This is a genomic window from Burkholderia sp. GW821-FHT14F03, from assembly GCF_058803765.1.
Genome location: NZ_JBXAPG010000007.1, coordinates 45,576 through 65,106, shown reverse-complemented (window position 1 = coordinate 65,106; position 19,531 = coordinate 45,576). Strand labels below are relative to the sequence as shown.

The 19,531-nt window shown below is 66.7% G+C and carries 17 protein-coding genes; 1 reads left to right on the top strand and 16 read right to left on the bottom strand.

The window, feature by feature from the left end; genetic code table 11:
• Positions 1-14: 14 nt before the first annotated feature.
• Positions 15-230: an HP1242/YdcH family protein gene (locus AC1RQF_RS07325; protein ID WP_274002937.1), complete on the bottom strand. Its 216-nt coding sequence runs from the start codon at positions 228-230 to the stop codon at positions 15-17.
• A gap of 86 nt (positions 231-316) precedes the next feature.
• On the bottom strand, positions 317-1,054 hold the full coding sequence (locus AC1RQF_RS07320; protein ID WP_274002935.1) for a hypothetical protein: 738 nt from the start codon (positions 1,052-1,054) through the stop codon (positions 317-319).
• 146 nt (positions 1,055-1,200) lie between these two features.
• Here AC1RQF_RS07320 and AC1RQF_RS07315 point away from each other — a divergent pair, with 146 nt between their 5' ends.
• Positions 1,201-3,525, top strand: a complete 2,325-nt coding sequence (locus AC1RQF_RS07315; protein ID WP_492871643.1) for a Tex family protein — start codon at positions 1,201-1,203, stop codon at positions 3,523-3,525.
• 168 nt (positions 3,526-3,693) lie between these two features.
• Here the strand turns inward: AC1RQF_RS07315 and AC1RQF_RS07310 are convergent, their stop codons facing one another.
• From AC1RQF_RS07310 to ispG, 14 genes are all read right to left on the bottom strand, one after another.
• Entirely contained in the window at positions 3,694-5,586 is a 1,893-nt protein-coding gene (locus AC1RQF_RS07310) for a potassium transporter Kup (protein ID WP_274002932.1), read from the bottom strand.
• A gap of 258 nt (positions 5,587-5,844) precedes the next feature.
• Positions 5,845-6,435, bottom strand: coding sequence for a phosphoribosyltransferase (locus AC1RQF_RS07305; protein ID WP_274002930.1), 591 nt, complete (start codon positions 6,433-6,435; stop codon positions 5,845-5,847).
• 6 nt (positions 6,436-6,441) lie between these two features.
• On the bottom strand, positions 6,442-7,788 hold the full coding sequence (locus tag AC1RQF_RS07300; protein ID WP_274002927.1) for an adenylosuccinate synthase: 1,347 nt from the start codon (positions 7,786-7,788) through the stop codon (positions 6,442-6,444).
• 123 nt (positions 7,789-7,911) lie between these two features.
• Positions 7,912-9,060: an ATP phosphoribosyltransferase regulatory subunit gene (locus tag AC1RQF_RS07295; protein WP_274002925.1), complete on the bottom strand. Its 1,149-nt coding sequence runs from the start codon at positions 9,058-9,060 to the stop codon at positions 7,912-7,914.
• A gap of 102 nt (positions 9,061-9,162) precedes the next feature.
• Positions 9,163-9,354, bottom strand: coding sequence for a DUF2065 domain-containing protein (locus AC1RQF_RS07290; RefSeq protein ID WP_252982925.1), 192 nt, complete (start codon positions 9,352-9,354; stop codon positions 9,163-9,165).
• Positions 9,355-9,393: 39 nt separating this feature from the next.
• Positions 9,394-10,293, bottom strand: a complete 900-nt coding sequence (gene hflC, locus AC1RQF_RS07285) for a protease modulator HflC (protein WP_274002924.1) — start codon at positions 10,291-10,293, stop codon at positions 9,394-9,396.
• 15 nt (positions 10,294-10,308) lie between these two features.
• Positions 10,309-11,667, bottom strand: coding sequence for an FtsH protease activity modulator HflK (gene hflK, locus AC1RQF_RS07280; RefSeq protein ID WP_492871712.1), 1,359 nt, complete (start codon positions 11,665-11,667; stop codon positions 10,309-10,311).
• Positions 11,668-11,714: 47 nt separating this feature from the next.
• Positions 11,715-12,878 (bottom strand): GTPase HflX, encoded by a 1,164-nt coding sequence (hflX, locus tag AC1RQF_RS07275; RefSeq protein ID WP_492871711.1) that lies wholly within the window; start codon positions 12,876-12,878, stop codon positions 11,715-11,717.
• Between the two features lie 72 nt (positions 12,879-12,950).
• Positions 12,951-13,190: an RNA chaperone Hfq gene (hfq, locus tag AC1RQF_RS07270; protein WP_006399927.1), complete on the bottom strand. Its 240-nt coding sequence runs from the start codon at positions 13,188-13,190 to the stop codon at positions 12,951-12,953.
• Positions 13,191-13,332: 142 nt separating this feature from the next.
• The gene (der, locus tag AC1RQF_RS07265; RefSeq protein WP_274002866.1) at positions 13,333-14,670 is read right to left on the bottom strand and encodes a ribosome biogenesis GTPase Der; all 1,338 of its coding nucleotides are present in this window, start codon (positions 14,668-14,670) and stop codon (positions 13,333-13,335) included.
• Between the two features lie 264 nt (positions 14,671-14,934).
• Positions 14,935-16,080, bottom strand: a complete 1,146-nt coding sequence (bamB, locus tag AC1RQF_RS07260; protein ID WP_274002864.1) for an outer membrane protein assembly factor BamB — start codon at positions 16,078-16,080, stop codon at positions 14,935-14,937.
• 46 nt (positions 16,081-16,126) lie between these two features.
• Complete coding sequence (locus AC1RQF_RS07255) at positions 16,127-16,756, bottom strand: tetratricopeptide repeat protein (RefSeq protein WP_274002863.1); 630 nt, start codon at positions 16,754-16,756, stop codon at positions 16,127-16,129.
• Positions 16,757-16,808: 52 nt separating this feature from the next.
• Positions 16,809-18,149 carry a histidine--tRNA ligase gene (gene hisS, locus AC1RQF_RS07250; protein WP_274002861.1) on the bottom strand — a complete coding sequence of 447 codons (1,341 nt, stop codon included), beginning with the start codon at positions 18,147-18,149 and terminating at the stop codon, positions 16,809-16,811.
• A 17-nt stretch (positions 18,150-18,166) separates the two neighbouring features.
• Positions 18,167-19,471, bottom strand: coding sequence for a flavodoxin-dependent (E)-4-hydroxy-3-methylbut-2-enyl-diphosphate synthase (gene ispG, locus AC1RQF_RS07245; protein WP_274002859.1), 1,305 nt, complete (start codon positions 19,469-19,471; stop codon positions 18,167-18,169).
• Between the last annotated feature and the right edge of the window lie 60 nt (positions 19,472-19,531).

Genomic DNA, 19,531 nt, shown 5'->3' with positions numbered 1-19,531 from the left:
TTGCCAGGCCGCGCTCAGGCGCGCTTATCCGGTTCGAGCTGCGACTGCAGCATGATGATCTTGTCTTTGGCGAGCAGCTTTTCTTTCTTCAGGCGGTGCAGCGTCAGGTCGTCGATATCCGAACGGCCCTCTTTCTGTTCGATTTCTCGGGCCAGTTGGCTGTGCAGTTCCTGCAACGAGGCCAATCGGTTGTTCAACTCTTGCTGCGCGTCCACTTCACGGGTTTGCATACTCGCCTCCACACTGAGCGGCGCACGCTCGCAAAAGCGCGCGCCCGAGACTCCCTGCCGAATCGACTACCCCCACGCCTGCGCGGTTACTGCCCCTGCTGCTGTTTTTGCTGCGCCTTTTCGGCGGCCTGCCGCTGCCGCGCCTCGACATCCGCCTTGTGCTGCGCAGCAGCCTGCTGCTTGTCCTGGTAACGCTGGGCGTTGTCCGCCCGTTCCTGCGCCTTCTGCGCGCCTTGCGCGCGGGCCTCGTCCAGCTTGCGCTGGTAGTCGGCCTGCTTCTGGCCGTAGGCCTGCTGGTTCGATGCGCGCTGCGGCCCCTCGCCATCGCGCTGCGCGCGCTTCAGTGCGTTCTGTTGCTGCTTGTCCTGGTAGGCGGCGGCATTCGCCGCGTCTTCCGCCGCGCGCTGCGGCGCATTCGCCTGCTGCTGCGCCTGCTTCAGGGCCAGGTCCTGGTCACGTTGCTGGGCACGCACCGCGCGGTGCTCGTCGTTGAGCGCCAATTGCTCTTCGCTGATGCTCGAACGCTCGTCGCGCATCTTCTCGCGCGCCTTGTCCAGGCAATAATTCACGAAGAACTTGCTGTAGCAGTCGTGCTGGGCCACGGCATAACGATAATCGTTTTCCACCGTGCGTTGATCGAGCACTTTTTGACGTGCGTCGAAACTCAGCTCGTCGGCGGCCGTGCGGGCGCCCGACGCGGGAACGGCCGCCGCCTGGGCGAAGGCCGGCGCGACCGGAACGGACAATGCGGCGGCGCACGCGACGGCGAGCGCGGCAAGGGATAAGCGGGAGGTTGGCAACGTCGTAGGAAAGCTGCGGGACATGTGTCAAATTCTATCACCCCCCGGCTGGGCGCTTTCGCATTTATGGCAAAATGCCCCGCTCCATTCACCCGCCCGGACCGGCCTGCCCGCCACGGCAGCCCTGGCCCGGACGTTTTTGCCAGCAGGCCGTAGACGCACATCACGACATGACGGAAACCGTAGCACTCAAGATCGTACAGCGCATCGCCACCGAACTGACCGTTCAACCCCGCCAGGTCGCCGCAGCGGTGCAACTCCTCGACGAAGGCGCCACCGTTCCGTTCATCGCCCGCTACCGGAAGGAAGTGACGGGCGACCTGGACGACACGCAGTTGCGCCAGCTCGAAGAACGCCTGCTGTACCTGCGCGAGCTCGAGGACCGCCGTGCGACCATCCTCGCGAGCATCGACGAACAAGGCAAGCTGAGCGACGAGCTGCGCACCGCCGTCGAGGCCGCCGACAGCAAGCAGGTGCTGGAAGATCTGTACCTGCCGTACAAGCCGAAGCGCCGCACCCGTGCGCAGATCGCCCGCGAAGCGGGTCTCGAACCGCTCGCGCTCGCGCTGCTCGCGAATCCGCTGCTCGATCCGCAGGCCGAGGCCGCCGCCTACGTCGACGCCGACAAGGGCGTGGCCGACGTGAAGGCCGCGCTCGACGGCGCGCGCGACATCCTGACCGAGCAGTTCGGCGAGACAGCCGAGCTGCTCGGCAAGCTGCGCGACTACCTGACGAGCCAGGGCATCGTCTCGTCGGCCGTGGTCGACGGCAAGGAGCACGAGGAAGGCGAGAAATTCCGCGACTACTACGACTACTCGGAAACGCTGAAGACCGTGCCGTCGCACCGCGCGCTCGCGCTGTTCCGCGGCCGCAACGCCGGCGTGCTGACGGTCAAGCTCGGCCTCGGCGAAGAACTCGACGCGCAGGTTCCGCATCCGGGCGAGGCGATGATCGCGCGCCACGTCGGCATCGCGAACCAGAACCGCCCGGCCGACAAGTGGCTGTCCGACGTCTGCCGCTGGTGCTGGCGCGTGAAGGTGCAGCCGCACCTGGAAACCGAACTGCTCACCCAGCTGCGCGAGACCGCCGAGCACGAAGCGATCCGCGTGTTCGCGCGCAACCTGAAGGACCTGCTGCTCGCCGCGCCGGCCGGCCCGAAGGCCGTGATCGGCCTCGACCCGGGACTGCGCACGGGCGTGAAGGTCGCGGTCGTCGACCGCACCGGCAAGGTGCTCGCGACCGACACCATCTTCCCGCACGAGCCGCGCCGCGACTGGGACGGCTCGCTCGCGAAGCTCGCGCGGATCGCCGCGCAGACCCAGGCGGAGCTGGTCAGCATCGGCAACGGCACCGCCTCGCGCGAAACCGACAAGCTCGCGAGCGAGCTGATCGCCCGCCATCCCGAGCTCAAGCTGCAGAAGATCGTCGTGTCGGAAGCCGGGGCGTCGGTGTACTCGGCCTCCGAGCTGGCCGCGAAGGAATTCCCGGAGCTCGACGTGACGCTGCGCGGCGCCGTGTCGATCGCGCGCCGCCTGCAGGACCCGCTCGCCGAGCTGGTCAAGATCGAACCAAAGGCGATCGGCGTCGGCCAGTACCAGCACGACGTGAACCAGCGCGAGCTGGCGCGCTCGCTCGACGCGGTCGTCGAGGACTGCGTGAACGCGGTCGGCGTCGATGCGAACACCGCGTCGGCGGCGCTGCTCGCGCGCGTGTCCGGCCTCAATGCGACGCTGGCCCGCAACATCGTCGACTACCGCGACGCCAACGGCCCGTTCCCCTCGCGCGAACACCTGCGCAAGGTACCCCGCCTCGGCGACAAGACCTTCGAACAGGCCGCGGGCTTCCTGCGCATCAGCGGCGGCGAGAATCCGCTCGACCGCTCGTCGGTCCACCCGGAAGCCTATCCGGTCGTGGAACGGATCCTCGCGAAGATTCGCAAGCGCATCGACGACGTGCTCGGCAATCGCGACTCGCTCGCCGGACTGTCGGCCGCCGAATTCGTCGACGAGCGCTTCGGGCTGCCCACCGTGCGCGACATCCTGTCCGAACTGGAAAAACCGGGCCGCGATCCGCGCCCCGAATTCAAGACGGCCACCTTCCGCGACGGCGTCGAGAAGGTATCGGATCTCGAACCGGGGATGGTGCTCGAGGGCGTGGTGACCAACGTCGCGGCCTTCGGCGCGTTCGTGGATGTCGGCGTGCACCAGGACGGCCTCGTGCACGTGTCGGCGATGTCGACCAAGTTCATCAAGGATCCGCACGAAGTCGTGAAGGCTGGCCAGGTCGTGAAGGTCAAGGTGCTCGAAGTCGACGTCAAACGTCAGCGGATTGCGCTGACGATGCGGCTCGGCGACGACGTCGCGCCTGCCGGCACGCAGCAGGAGCGCGGCGGCAACGCCCGCGGCCAGGGCGGCGGCCAACGCCCGCCGCCGCGCGCGCGCGAACCGGAACCGGCAGGCGCCATGGCTGCCGCGTTCGCGAAGCTCAAGCGCTGAACGCGACCGTCAGGCGTCGCGTTCGACGTGCAAACCCGCAGCCTGCCCGCTGCGGGTTTTTTATTGCGCGACGCGCCACCGCGGGCGCGTCGACCGCGGCAAAAGCGCCGCGCATAAAAAACGCGAACGGATCCGCATCCGTTCGCGTCTTGATTCAAGCGGCCCGGCTCAGATCTCGATCTTCGTTCCCAGTTCGACGACCCGGTTGGCCGGAATCGCGAAGAAGTCGGTCGGCTTGGCCGCGTTCTGATGCATCCATGCGAACACGCGCTCGCGCCAGATCGACATGCCGGGCAGATGGGTCGGCACGACCGTTTCGCGGGCGAGGAAGAACGAGGTATCCATCAGCTCGAATGTCATGTCGTAGGTGCGGCCCACCTCCTCGATCACCGCCTTCACGTCCGGCGTCTCGTTGAAGCCGTATTCGGCCTTCACGATATAGAGCCCGCCGCCCGCCTCCTGCACGGTCACGCGCTCCTCGTCGCGCACATACGGAATGTCGCGCGTGACGAACGTGAGGAACAGCGTGCGCTCGTGCAGCACCTTGTTGTGCTTCAGGTTGTGCAGCAGGCTGACCGGCACGAGCGTGTCGTTGCCTGTCAGGTAGATCGCGGTGCCCGACACGCGGTGCGGCGGATGCGCGAGTAGGCCCTGCAGGAACGGCGTCAACGGGATGCCGTCGGCCGCGGTGCGCTCCTTGACGATGTGCCGCCCCTTGTACCAGGTCATCAGCAGGAAGAACAGCAGCGCGCCGATGCCGAGCGGCAGCCAGCCGCCCTGCGCGACCTTCAGCAGGTTCGCGCCGAAGAAGCCGAGGTCGACCACGAGGAAGATCCCGATGATGAGCCCCACCAGAAACTTGTTCCACTTCCATACCTTCAGCATCACGACGCAGGCCAGCACGGTGGTGATCACCATCGTCGCGGTCACGGCGATGCCGTACGCGGCGCCGAGGCTGTCCGAACTCTTGAAGCCGATCACGATGCAGAGGATCACGAACAGCAGCAGCCAGTTGACCACCGGCACGTAGATCTGGCCGATCGCCAGCTCCGAGGTGTGCAGCACCTTCATGCGCGGCACGTAGCCGAGCTGGATCGCCTGGCTCGTCAGCGAGTACGCGCCGGAGATCACCGCCTGCGACGCGATCACGGTCGCCACCGTCGACAGCACCACGAGCGGCAACAGCCCCCATTGAGGCGCGAGCAGGAAGAACGGATTCTCGATCGCCTTCGGATCCTGGATCAGCAGCGCGCCCTGGCCGAAATAGTTGAGCACGAGCGAGGGCATCACGAGCACATAGGCGGCCAGCCGGATCGGCTTCGCGCCGAAGTGCCCCATGTCCGCGTAGAGCGCCTCGGCGCCCGTCAGCACCAGCACGACCGAGCCGAGCACGACATAGGCCTGCAGCACGTGCTCGGACATGAAGGAGAACGCGTAGTACGGGTTGATCGCGGCGATGATCGTCGGCACGCGAACGATGTGGTACACGCCGAGCACCGCGATCGCCAGGAACCACAGCACCATGATCGGGCCGAACAGCTTGCCGACCATCGCCGTGCCGTGCCGCTGGATCCAGAACAGCGCGATCAGGATCACGATCGTGATCGGCAGCACCAGGTGCGACAGTTGCGGCGCGGCGATCTGAAGCCCCTCGACCGCCGACAGCACCGAGATCGCGGGCGTGATGACCGCGTCGCCATAGAACATGCATGCGCCGAAGATGCCGAGCGCCATCAGGATGCCCGCGAGTTTCTTCTTGGGATCGAGCGGCCGCAGCGACAGCGCCATCAGCGCGAGCACGCCGCCCTCGCCGTTGTTGTCCGCTCGCATCACGAACAGCAGGTACTTGATGCCGACCACGAGGATGATGGCCCAGAACAGCAGCGAGATCACGCCGAGAATCGAACTCTGCGTGAGGGGAATGCCGTGGGAGGGGCTGAACGCCTCCTTGAGCGAATACAGTGGACTGGTGCCGATGTCGCCGAAGACCACACCGATTGCGGCTATCGCGAGCGATTGCAGAGAATGCTGGCGCGTGGACGAGTGGTTCGTGTCGGTCATAAAAGCGATGTAGATCCGTTCTGGGGTCGGAAAAAACGAGCGCTATTCTAACTGGGCACGCAAAAATGCCGTCTCGCTGTGTTGTCAGCGCACCACGCGAAACGGCGAGCCAGTTTATCACGCCCCTCCGGGCGCCCCGCGCTGTCAAGGCGCGCAAGCCTTGTCGCACCGGCATCGCGTCGGCGCGACAAGCGTAAAAAAAAGGAAAAAAAACGGCGCCCGAGGGGCGCCGTTTCGAACGTCAAGCTGACGATTTGCTTACGCATCCGCGTCTTCGCGTTGCGTATTGCCACGCTTGATCCACGCGCCGAGGTTGTGCGGACGCACCGTGTCCCACTCCTCGAACGGCTGGTGAATCCACGGATTCGTTTCCAGATACTGCACGTGATAGTCCGGCTTCACCTTCGAGCAGCCCTTGTACCAGAGCACGGCCGAACGCACGGCCGTTACGGCCGGATAGCGTTCCTTCAGATGCTGCTGGACGCGCGCGAGCGTCACGCCCGAATCGACGAGGTCGTCGACCAGCAGCACGTTGCCGGTCAGCTCGCCGCGCGTCATCGTGATGTACTGGCCGATGTCGAGATCGCCTTGCTCGCGGCCGGCCGCTTCGCGGTAGGAACTCGTCGCGAGGATCGCGAGCGGCAGGTCGTAGATGCGCGACAGCTGGTCGCCCACGCGCAGGCCGCCGCGCGCGAGGCACAGGATCTTGTCGAACTTCCAACCCGACTCATGCACGGCGAGCGCGAGCAGTTCGATCAGACGGTGGTACTCATCCCAACCCACCCAGAGATTCTTCTCGTCATTGCGCGGGTCGGCCATTTCCAGCATTGGCAGGGAGTGTTGCGTCATCACGCCTTACACCTTGAACGGATGGCGCAGCAGGATCGTCTCGTCGCGATCGGGGCCCGTGGACACCATGTCGACCGGCACGCCGGCGACTTCCTGGATGCGCGTCAGGTAGGCGCGCGCATTGGCGGGCAGCGCATCCCAGGTCTTGATGCCGACCGTGCTTTCCTTCCAGCCGCCGAAGGTCTCGTAGACCGGCTCGCAACGCGCCACTTCGGCCGCGCCGCGCGGCAGGATGTCGAGATCCTTGCCGTCCATCTTGTAGCCGACGCACAGCTTCACTTCGTCGAGCCCGTCGAGCACGTCGAGCTTCGTCATGCACAGGCCCGACACGCCGTTGATCTGGATCGAGCGGCGCAGCGCGGCTGCGTCGAGCCAGCCCGTGCGGCGCGGACGGCCCGTGACCGAACCGAATTCCTTGCCGACGTTCGCGAGCGTGACGCCCACCTGGTCCTGACGCTTGGGGTTGTCCGCGTCGTACAGTTCGCTCGGGAACGGGCCCGCGCCGACGCGCGTGCAATAGGCCTTGGTGATGCCGAGGATGTAGTTGAGCTTGTGCGGACCGACGCCCGCGCCCGCCGACGCCGCGCCTGCTACGCAGTTGCTCGAGGTGACGAACGGATAGGTGCCGTGGTCGATATCGAGCAGCGTGCCCTGCGCGCCTTCGAACAGCAGGTTGTTGCCGGCGTTGTTCTCTTCGTACAGGCGCAGCGACACGTCGGTCACCATCGGCTTGAGCCGATCCGCATAGCCGAGCATCGTGTCGAGCGTGGACTGGAAATCGACGGCTGCGCCGCCGAGATACTGGGTCAGCACGAAATTGTGGAAATCGAGGTTTTCGCGCAGGCGGTCGGCGAAGGTCTTCGCGTCGAACAGATCCTGCACGCGCAGCGCGCGACGGCCGACCTTGTCTTCGTACGCAGGCCCGATGCCGCGCCCGGTCGTGCCGATCTTGCCCGCGCCGCGGCGCGCTTCGCGCGCCTGGTCGATCGCGACGTGATACGGAAGGATCAGCGTGGCCGCTTCGGAAATGAACAGGCGGCTCTGCACGTCGAGGCCGGCCTCTTCCAGCTCGCCGATCTCCTTGAACAGCGCCTCGGGCGACAGCACCACACCGTTGCCGATGTAGCAGGCGACGCCTTCACGCATGATGCCCGACGGGATGAGGCGCAAGATCGTCTTCTTGCCGCCGATGATGAGGGTGTGGCCGGCGTTGTGACCGCCCTGGAAACGCACGACGCCCTTGGCGTGGTCCGTCAGCCAGTCGACGATCTTGCCCTTGCCTTCATCACCCCATTGAGTACCCACGACGACGACGTTGCGCCCGGGAGTCACATTCACTGCGCTGGCAGACATGTTGATTCGTTAGCTGGTTAAAAACGTATTCTACCTATGTTCGCCGCCGGTTCCGAATTTTTCCGTTTCACTTCAACGATGTGGAACTCCAAAGAACCGCCGGCGCCCGTATCCGCCCCCGTATCAGCGGGGCTCGACCACCCATGCGCCGCCCTGTTCGACGAGCGCGCGGTCGCAGGCGAACTCGTCGAGCACATGATCGTGCCCCGGCAGCGCCTGGATCACCACTTCGCCTGCGTCGCGCAACGCGGCCACCGCCGCGCGCAGCGCATCGTCCTGCTTCCACGGCGCGAGAATCGCCGTGCCGCGGGCCTCGACCGGGGAAATCCGCGCGACTTCGCGCAGATCGAGCGAGAACCCGGTTGCCGGGCGCGCCCGGCCGTAGGCCTGGCCGACGTGGTCGTAACGGCCGCCGCGCGCGACCGCGTTCGGCACGCCGTCCACGTATGCGGAGAACATCGGGCCGCTGTGGTAGGCATAGCCGCGCAGGTCGGCGAGATCGATCGTCACCTCGGCGCCCGCGACCTGCGCCGCGAGGCTCGCGAGATCGTCGAGCGCGCGCGTGATTTCGGGCAGGGCCGGCAGCAGCCGGCGCGCATCGTCGAGCACCGACGCATCGCCGTACAGCCGCGGCAGCACGCGCAGCGCGGCGCGCGTGTCGGGGCTCAGGCTCTCGGTCAGTTCGTTCAGCAGCGGCACGTCCTTGGCCGCGAGCGCGTCGTAGAGCGCCTCGCCGCGCGCGGCGGCGGCGGCGTCCCGCGAGAACAGCGCACCGAGCACGCCGGCGTGGCACAGATCGAGGCGGACGTTCGCGAGACCCGCGAGCCGCAGCGCGTCGAGCATCAGCTGCTGGACCTCGTGATCGGCCTCGAGGCCCGCGTGGCCGTACAGTTCCGCGCCGATCTGGATCTGCTCGCGGGTCGCGTGCAGGCCGCGCGGACGCGTGTGCAGCACGTTGCCCGCATAGCACAGGCGGGTCACGCCCTGACGGTTCAGCAGATGCGCGTCGATCCGCGCGACCTGCGGCGTGATGTCCGCGCGCAGCCCGAGCGTGCGACCGGACAACTGGTCGACGAGCTTGAAGGTGCGCAGGCGCAGATCGTTGCCGCCGCTCGTGAGCAGCGACTCGAGATATTCGAGCAGCGGCGGCATCACCATCTCGTAGCCATAGGCCCGGAAGCGGTCGAGCAGCCTGCGGCGCAGCTCCTCGATCTTGCGCGCTTCCGACGGCAGTACGTCGGCGATATTCTCGGGAAGTAACCAGGTCGACATCGTTGCGATCCTACGATGGAAAAGACGGCGCGGCAGCGCGCCTCGGATTGAATCAGGTCTGGACGACAGGCCGCAGCGGCCCGCGAATGCGCAGACGAATGCTCAGGTCGCGAGCAGCAGCAGCACGAGCCCGAGCATGATGGCGATCAGGCCGCCGATCCGGATGTGATGCGGGGGCCGCTCCGCTATTCTACGAAACGTATCGCGCCACGCGACCGGGAAAACGAACGGAAAGATCCCTTCGATAATCAGCATCAGCGCGAGCGCGAGCAATAGTGTGCCGGCGAGATCCATGCGATCGACAGCGCCGCACGATGCGGCGCCCCTTGTACGTCAATGTTTGCGGGGAGCGGGCGCCGGCGTGGGCGCGCCGCCCGTCGGGCTGCGCATGAAGCGGAAGAACTCGCTGTCGGGGTCGACGACGATGATGTCGTTCGGCTTGAAGCTGTTCCGGTACGCCTGCAGGCTCGCGTAGAACTGGTAGAAGTTCGGGTCGCGGCCGAACGCATCGGCGGCGATGGCGGCCGCTTTCGCATCGCCCTCGCCCTTGATCGTCTGCGCCGAGCGGTATGCATTCGCCAGGACCGCCTGTTGCTCGCGTCCCGCGTCCGCCTTGATCTGCTCGGCCTGCGCAGCGCCTTCCGCGCGCACGCGGTCGGCAAGCTGCTGCTGGGCCGCCGCCATCCGCTGATAAGCGGCGTCGGCCTGCGCGGCGGGCAGGTCGACGCGGGTCAGCCGCACGTCGACGACCTCGACGCCATAGCGCGACGCCTCCGTGCGCAATGCCGCCTTCACCTCGTCGGCGATCGCGCGCTGGCCCGCAATCGCATCGTCGAGCCCGCGCTGGGCGAGCGCGCCGCCCAGCGCGCCCTTCAGCGCGGCGGCAAGCCGGTCCGCGGCGTCGCGCGGCGCGCCGCCCGTTTCGCCGTAGTACTTGAGCGCATCGGCGATCCGGTACTTGACGACCGGGCTCACGAGCACTTCCTGCTGGCTTGAGGTCGGGTAGCTCTGCGGATCGCCCGCGTCAAGCGTCTGGATCCGGATGTCGATGGCCGTCGCCATTTGCAGCGGAGGCGGCAGCTTCACGTGCAGGCCGGGGCCGACGAGCGACGGCGCGGCGCCGTCACGCGCCGACAACACGACCGCATGACGCGGATCGACGACGAACACCGTCGACGATGCAATGAACGCCACGACCACGATGGCGACGACGAGCGCAATGATTCGATTCATGAGTAGCGCTCCTGGTTACTGCAGATCGTCTTCGCGCATGCGGCTGCGAAACGCCTCGCGCGAACGCAGCGCATCCGCGCCGCCGGCCTGGCTCGCGGCCGATGTCGCTGCGGCCGGCGCCGCGGCGGCCGAGGCCGGCGCCACGGCCACCGCGCCGCTCGCCGGTGCGACTGCCCCGCCCGTTACCGCGCCCGCGGGCGCCACCGTGTCGCCGGCGCGCTGCCGGCCCTGCTCGACGATCTTGTCGAGCGGCAGGTACAGCATGCTGTTGCCCGACTTGTTGCCGACATAGACCTTGGTCGTGTTCGCGTAGATTTCTTGCATCGTCTCGAGATACATGCGCTCGCGAATCACCGCGGGCGCCTTCGAATATTGCGCGTAGACCTGCTTGAAGCGTTCCGCGTCGCCTTCCGCCTGCGCGACCACGCGATCCGCGTAAGCCTTCGCCTCGTCCGTCATCTTCGCGGCGTCGCCCTGCGCGCGCGGCAGCAGCTCGCCCGCGTAGGCCTGCGCGGCCTGTTTGGCCGCCAGGGCCTCGTCGCGCGCCTTCCCCACCGAGTCGACGGCCGTCTGCACCTGTTCGGGCGGCTGGATGCTCTGCACCGTCACGCCGGTCACGACAAGCCCGGTCTGGTCGCGATCGAGATCGCGCTGGATCGCCTGGCTGAGCTGCTCGCGCAACGCATCGCGGTCCTGGTTCAGCACGTCGTCGGCGCTGCGCGCGCCGACGAACTCGCGGATCGCCGCCTGCGCGGCCTGCGCCACGCTGCGCTCGGGGTCGACGGTACGGAACAGATAGTCGGTCGCCGAACGGATCCGATACTGGACCGCGAAGCGCACGTCGAGAATATCGGCCTCGCGGGTCAGCATCGACGCGTCCTTGACGTTCGCGAGCCGCACCACGTTGTTGCGGCCGACCTCGATCGAACGCGCCTGCGCGGTGTCGACGATCTCGTGCGACTCGAACGGATACGGCATCCGCCAATGCACGCCCTGGTCCACCGTGCCCTTGAGGCGGCCGAACTGCAGCACGACGCCCGTCTGCCCGTCGGGCACGATGAAGGTGCCGCTGCCCGCATAGATCGCGATCAGCACGCCGGCGAGGATGCCGACGCCGCGTCGCGCGGCCTGGCCGTTGTCCGGACGCAGGCCGCCGCCGCCCTTGCCGCCGAACAGGCCGCTCAGGCGGCGGTTGAAGTTCCGCCACATTTCGTCGAGGTCGGGTGGGCCGTCGCCGTCGCGGCCTTCCGGGCGCTTCGGTTGATTGGCGCGAGGCTTGTCGCCGTTGCCGTCGCCACGCCCCCAACGGGGATCGTTGATCGACAACAGGGCGCGCATCCGCAGCCAGGTACTCCGCTCGTTGTAATCGTTCACCTGTGTTTTGTTCACCAGATTGGGCGCCGGTTTACCGGACTGGCCGGTTAGCGCCCGTGTTCGGAAACCGTGTGGTCTTCGTGTGGTTCTGCCGGCAGGCCGTCGAACGGCTCGGCGCCGGAAAGATGTTCCGCGGCAGCGATTTCGGCGATGGCGGCGCGCAGCGCGTCCAGGCCCTGGCCCGTGCGCGCGCTCAAAAAGACGCGCGAAATATTACCATACTCATCCCGCTCGACCGCCTCGCTGCGGGCCGCCAGCTCGGGAACGGCGTCGATCTTGTTGAACACCAGCACCTGCCGGATCGAATCCGCCCCGATTTCACGCAGCACGTCGTTGACCTGCTCGATCTGCTCGAGCCGCACCGCGCTCGACGCATCGACCACATGCAGCAGCAGATCCGCATGAATCGTCTCCTCGAGGGTCGCGCGGAACGCCGCGACCAACTGGTGCGGCAATTCGCGGATGAAGCCGACCGTGTCGGACACGACGATCTGACCGACGTCGTCGCCGAGGTAGACGCGCCGCGAGGTGGTGTCGAGCGTCGCGAACAACTGATCCGCCGCATACGCCTGCGCCTTCGTCAGCGCATTGAACAGCGTCGACTTGCCCGCGTTCGTATAGCCGACGAGCGACACCGACATGATGCGGTTGCGCGCGCGCTGACGACGCTGCGTGCCGTGCTGGCGACGCAGCTTCTCGAGCCGCGACTTGAGCATCTTGATGCGATCGCCGATCAACCGGCGGTCGGTTTCGAGCTGGGTTTCGCCGGGGCCGCGCAAGCCGATCCCGCCTTTTTGACGCTCGAGGTGGGTCCAGGCGCGGATCAGGCGGGTGGACAGATACTGCAGCTGCGCGAGTTCGACCTGCAGCTTGCCTTCATGGCTGCGCGCGCGCTGCGCGAAGATATCGAGGATGAGGCTCGTGCGATCGATCACGCGCCGGTCCAGCAGGCGCTCGAGATTGCGCTGCTGCGCGGGGGCGAGCGCATGATTGAAGATCACGACCTCGACGTCCTGCGCCTCGCAGGCGAGCCGCAATTCGTCGGCCTTGCCGCTGCCGAGGAACAGCGCGGCATCGGGACTCGCTCGGCGACCGGTCAGGGTAACGGTGGGATGGGCGCCCGCGCTGGTGGCGAGCAGGCTGAGTTCTTCGAGACTGGCTTCGAAATCGGTCTTGCCGAAATCGATGCCGACTAACGCTGCGTTGATCAAATTGTCGGATGTCAAGATTGGGCGGCTGGCATGTAACGCCGACGGCGACCGGACGCCAGCCGCGGCATGGGGTTAGGACGAGGCTTCCGCGTCCGGGTGGAAATTCACCGGGCGGGCCGGCACGACCGTCGAGATGGCGTGCTTGTAGACCATTTGGGTCACGGTGTTACGGAGCAACACGACGTACTGGTCGAACGATTCGATGTTCCCTTGAAGCTTGATGCCGTTGACCAGGTAGATCGAAACCGGCACGTGCTCTTTGCGCAGTGCGTTCAGAAACGGGTCTTGTAACAATTGCCCTTTGTTGCTCATGGCGTACTCCATCTTTTTTTGCAGGTTGATCTAGATTGACGACGAAGAAAAAGAGATCCACCGTCAATCGCTACACTATAGCCGATTTTGCCCTTCGCACCCGGCTCCGGCCGTTCGGCCGAGCCCTTGCCGGACGGGCCGTTCAGTCCTTGTCCGCGTACGGGTTGTGCGACGAGCGAAACTCTATTCGCAATGGAGTCCCTGTCAGCGAGAAAGTTTCTCGGAACCGGTTTTCGAGGTAGCGCTTGTAAGTTTCGGTAACGGCATCGAGCGCGTTGCCGTGGATCACGATGAGCGGCGGGTTCTGTCCGCCCTGGTGCGCGTAGCGCAGCTTCGGCCGCACCGGGCCGCGACGGCGCGGCTGCTGGAACTCCACCGCCTCGATCAGCGCGCGCGTGAGCTTCGGCGTCGGCAGCTTGGCCATCGCCGCCGCGTACGCGTCGTCCACCGAACGCAGCAGCGCGCCGATGCCGGTCTTCTCCGCCGCCGAGATGAAATGGAACTTCGCGAACTCGAGGAACTTGAGCTTGCGCGTGAGATCGGCCTTGGTGCGTTCGCGCGTGTGCGCGTCGAGCCCGTCCCACTTGTTCACGCCGACCACCAGCGCACGGCCCTGCTCGACCACGAAGCCCGCGATGTGCGCGTCCTGGTCCGAGATGTCCTGGCGCGCATCGAGCAGCAGAATCACCACGTTCGCGTCGGAGATCGACTGCAGCGTCTTCACCACCGAGAATTTCTCGATCGCCTCGAACACCTTGCCGCGCCGGCGCAGGCCCGCCGTGTCGATCAGCGTGTACGGCTTGCCGTTGCGCTCGAAGTCGACGTAGATCGAATCGCGCGTCGTGCCGGGCATGTCGAACGCGATCACGCGGTCCTCGCCGATCAGCGTATTGACGAGCGTCGACTTGCCGACGTTCGGACGGCCGACGATCGCGATCTTGACGCCGCGCGTCGCGGCCTCGTCCTCGCCTTCCTCGGGCTGGCCCGCGTAGGCCACCTCGAGCGCCTCGTTGATCATGTCGTTCACGCCGTCGCCGTGCGCGGCCGAGATCGCGCGCGGATCGCCGAGCCCCAGCTCATAGAAATCCGACGCGACCGCCGTGTACTTCATCCCCTCGGCCTTGTTGACGACGAGGAAGATCGGCCGGCCGGTCTTGCGCAGATAGTCGGCGATCGACTTGTCCTGCGGCGCGAGCCCGTTGCGGCCGTCGACGATGAACACCACCACGTCGGCCTCCTCGACGGCCTGGCGCGTCTGGCGCGCCATCTCGTGCAGGATGCCGTCCTTCGCGACCGGCTCGAAGCCGCCCGTGTCGACGACCAGGTACGGACGCTCGCCGACCCGCCCCTCGCCGTAGTGGCGATCGCGCGTGAGGCCGGGAAGATCGGCGACCAGCGCATCGCGCGAGCGCGTGAGCCGGTTGAACAGCGTGGATTTCCCCACATTGGGGCGCCCAACGAGGGCAATGACCGGTTTCATCTGATGTCGTCTTCGGTGAAACGCAGCGGAGGGAGGCCTGCTCCGGCAGGCGACTGCGTTTAATGAAAATTAGCACGAAATTCGCGCCGCTCCCGAAGGACGGCGCCGCGGCGCGCAATCCGGCGCCGCCTGTTCTGGCACTACTCTATGGCGATGGGCGGCGGACCGGACGCGTAGCCGGGCGGCCGGCCGCCGTCGTTCGCCTGCGAAAAAACAACGCGCGGCCCGCACCAGGCGGAGCCGCGCGGATACCGCGAGCCGGACTTAACGCGGGCGGAAGCCGTAGATCCCGCCGTCCTGCGTTTGCACGACGAGCGTATTGCCGGCCAACACCGGCGCGGCGGTGATCGCGCTGCCGTCGGTCTTCATCCGGGCGATGAACGACCCGTCGTCGCGCGACAGGAAGTGCACGAAGCCCTGGTAGTCGCCGAGCACCACCGCGCGGCCGAGCAGGTACGGCACGCCGACGTCGCGGCTCTTCAGCTTGTCGTTGCGCCACAGCTGGTTGCCCGTCGCCGCGTCGTACGCGGTCACGACCGACCAGTCGTCGCCGCCCGCCACCACCGTTTCATCCTGCGCGATGCCGCTGCGGCTCGAGAACGCCTTCTCCCACACAGCATGCCCCGAGTTCGCGTCGAAACAGCCCAGCTGGCCCTGGAACGTGACGGCGCAGGTCTCGGCGCCGACCAGCGTCGGCGGGCCGCTGACGTCGTTGATCCGCTCGACCTCGGTCACCCCCTTCGGGAACGACACGGGCGTCTGCCAGAACGGGTCGCCCGTCTTCAGGTCGATCGCCACCAGCCCGCCGCCCGGGAAGCCGGCCAGCACGGCCGCGTCGCCCGCGAAGGTCATGCCGGCCGAGACGCGCAGGTTCAGCGGCACCGCGCGGTTGCGGTAGACCCACTTCTGCTCGCCCGTGTCGGCGGAGAACGCGATCACCTGGCCGTCGATCGTGCGCACGATCACGAGGCCGTTGCCGACGAGCGGCGGCGAGAAGACCTCGCCCTGCACCGTGGTCTTCCACAGCAGCTTGCCGTCGGGCCCGAGCACGAACAGGCCGCCCTTGAGCGCGCCGACCGCGGTCAGCTTGCCGTCGCTGCCGACGCCGGCCGACAGATCCGAGCCGACCTTGGTGCGCCAGACTTCCTGGCCGGTCTTCGCATCGATCTTCTCGACCGCGCCGTTCGCGCCCGCGACGTACACCGCGTCGCCGACAGCCACGGGCGAGAACGCATAGCGGCCGCCCTTGGGCACGCTTGCCTTCCACACCTGCTGAACGTCGAGCACGGGTTTGATCTCGGTGAGCGGCGTCGGCACGCGGCGCGCGTCCTTCGTTGACGAGCAGGCCGCCAGAACCAGGACGGCCGCCGCGCAGGCAGCGGGTGCAGCGTAACGTTTCAGCAAATTCATCGGTGAGCGAAGCAAAGAGTTAGGTTGTGGTACGGAGCGTGGGCATTCAGCCGCCGAGCGCGTCCAGCTTGAATTGCACCAGCTGGCGCGCGGAGCTGTCGTCCTTCGGCAGCGCGTCGAGCGCGAGCTTGTATGCGGCGCGCGCGTCGTCGGTCTTGCCCTGCGCGGCCAGCAGGTCGCCGCGGCGGTCCGCGACGAGCCCCTTGAAACCGTCGGACGACGCCCCGGACAGCAGCGCGAGCCCTGCGTCGTAGGCCTTTTCGTCGAGCAGGAGCGTGGCGAGACGAAGCTTCGCGACCTGCTTGTACTCGTCGTCCTTCGCGTGATCGACCGCCCATTGCAGTTGCGCCTTCGCGCCCGCCAGATCGCCCGCCGCATACAGCGACTTCGCGGCCGCGAGCGCCGTCATCTGCGCGTAAGCCGTGCCGCCGAACTTGTCTTCCATGTCGGACGCGACCCGCGCCACCTTGGTCTTGTCGTTCGCCGCGACGGCTTGCTGCATCTGCTCGTACAGCACCGACGCCTCGGCCGCCTGACGGCGCTGCCAGTAGTTCCAGCCGTTCCAGCCGGCCGCGACGACGAGGGCTGCAATCGCAATCCAGGTCGTCAGGTTGCCCCAGCGGGCCCACCAGGCTTTTACGCTTTCAATCGATTCTTGTTCGTCGTGGTAACTCATCGCTCAGCGATTCCTTCCTGTACACGCTTTTTTATTGACGGACGCGCCGCGATCAATCGTCGCCGTCTTCGGCGGTTGCAACCATCGCATTGATTAGAAATTCGGTCAAGCCTTCGACCGGAACGGTGTGCTGAACGTTCTTCTCGCCCTCGGCTCCCGCGCCGCGCAACGCCTTCACGCCCGCCGTGCCGTTCGCGACCTCATCCTCGCCGAAGATCACGGCGTAGGCCGCGCCGCTCGCGTCCGCGCGCTTCATCTGCGACTTGAAGCTTGCGCCCGCGCCGTCCGCGCTGCAATGGAAGATCACGTCGAGACCCGTGTCGCGCAGCCGCTCGGCGAGAATGAACGCCTGTTCGCGCGCCACCTCGCCCTGGTGCACCACGTACACGTCGACCCCGTCCTGTTCCGGCACGAGCTTGTCTTCCTTCAGCAACTCGAGGATCCGCTCGATGCCCATGGCCCAGCCGCACGCAGCCGTCGGCTTGCCGCCCAGCTGCTCGATCAGCGGATCGTAGCGGCCGCCCGCCGCCACCGTGCCCTGCGCGCCGAGCTTGTCGGTCACCCATTCGAACACGGTCAGGTTGTAGTAGTCGAGGCCGCGCACGAGACGCGGATTGACCGTGAACGGGATGTTGTTCGCCTTGAGCAGGCGCTGCAGCCCGTCGAAATGCGAGCGCGACGCCTCGCCGAGGAAGTCGATCAGCTTCGGCGCGTTCTGCACGACGTCCTGCAGCGCGGGGTTCTTCGTGTCGAGCACGCGCAGCGGGTTCGTATACAGGCGGCGCTTCGCGTCCTCGTCGAGCTGCTCCGCGTGCTGCTCGAGGTACTTGATCAGCTCGACGCGGTGCGCGGCGCGCTCCTCGGCGAGCCCGAGCGAATTGAGTTCGAGGCGGATGCCGGTCAGCCCGAGGTCGTCCCACAGGCGCTGGCACATCATGATGATTTCCGCGTCCGCGTCCGGCCCCGCGAAGCCGAGCGCCTCGACGCCGACCTGGTGGAACTGGCGATAGCGGCCGCGCTGCGGACGCTCGTGACGGAACATCGGACCGACGTACCACAGGCGCTTCGGGCCGTCGTACAGCAGGTTGTGCTCGATCGCCGCGCGCACCACGGCCGCGGTGTTCTCCGGACGCAGCGTGAGATGCTCGCCGTTCAGCGCGTCGGTGAAGCTGTACATCTCCTTCTCGACGATGTCGGTCACCTCGCCGATGCCGCGCGTGAACAACTGCGTATGCTCGACGATCGGCGTGCGGATGTTCTGATAGCCGTACGCGCGCAGCAGCGACTTGACGGTCGATTCGAAGAACTCCCACAGCCCGGCATCCTGCGGCAGGATGTCGTTCATGCCCTTGACGCCGGACAGCTTCTCGATCTTTCGCTTTTGTTCTGTCATCTGTATTCGGTTGACGTTTAATTCGCGGCCGCAGCGCGGCCATAGTTACGCTCGACGTAATCGCTGACGATCTGCTGGAATTCTTCCGCGATGCGTTCGCCGCGCAGCGTCTTCACCTTTTCGCCGTCGATGAACACCGGCGCTGCCGGGTTCTCGCCGGAGCCCGGCAGGCTGATGCCGATGTTCGCGTGCTTCGATTCGCCCGGCCCGTTGACGATGCAGCCCATCACCGCGACGTTCATTTTCTCGACGCCCGGGTAGGTCTTGCGCCAGACCGGCATCTGCTCGCGCAGGTAGGTCTGGATGTCCATCGCCAGTTCCTGGAACAGCGTGCTCGTGGTGCGGCCGCAGCCCGGGCATGCGATCACCATCGGCGCGAACGCGCGCAGGCCCATGGTCTGCAGGATCTCCTGGCCGACCACGACCTCGCCCGTGCGCGGCGCGCCCGGCTCCGGCGTCAGCGAGATGCGGATCGTGTCGCCGATGCCTTCCTGCAGCAGCACGCCCAGCGCCGCCGTCGACGCGACGATGCCCTTCGAGCCCATCCCGGCTTCGGTCAGGCCCAGGTGCAGCGCGAATCCGCAGCGACGCGACAGCTCGCGATACACCGCGATCAGGTCCTGCACGCCGCTGACCTTGCACGACAGCACGATCCGGTCGCGCCCGAGGCCCAGCTCGACCGCCCGCTCGGCGGAGCCGATCGCCGACTGGATCAGCGCCTCGTACATCACGCTCTGGGCTTCCCACGGCACCGCGCGCGCGGCGTTCTCATCCATCATGCGGGCGAGCAGATCCTGGTCGAGGCTGCCCCAGTTCACGCCGATCCGCACCGGCTTGTCGTACTTGGCCGCGAACTCGATCATCTGCGCGAACTGCGTGTCGCGCTTCGCGCCCTGGCCGACGTTGCCCGGATTGATCCGGTACTTCGACAGCGATTCCGCGCAACCGGGGTGGTCGCGCAGCAGCAGATGGCCGTTGTAATGGAAGTCGCCGACGAGCGGCACCATGACGCCCATGCGGTCGAGCTGCTCGCGAATCGCGGGCACGGCGGCGGCGGCGGCCGGCGTGTCCACCGTGATCCGCACCAGTTCGGAGCCGGCGTTCGCGAGTTCCTTGATCTGGATGGCCGTACCGATCGCGTCCGCGGTATCGGTATTCGTCATCGACTGCACGCGCACCGGCGCGGCGCCGCCGATCGTCACGAGCTGCCCGCCCCAACGGACATCCACCGCGTGCGACACGCGCCGCGGCGCGTGGCCGCCGAACACCGGCTCGGTTGAACAAATCTGACTGTTGCGGGGGGATTGAGCTTCGGATTGCATCGATAGATCCATTTACGCCGGATGCGCCGCCTGCCCGGCGACGCGCGAATTGAAAAAGCG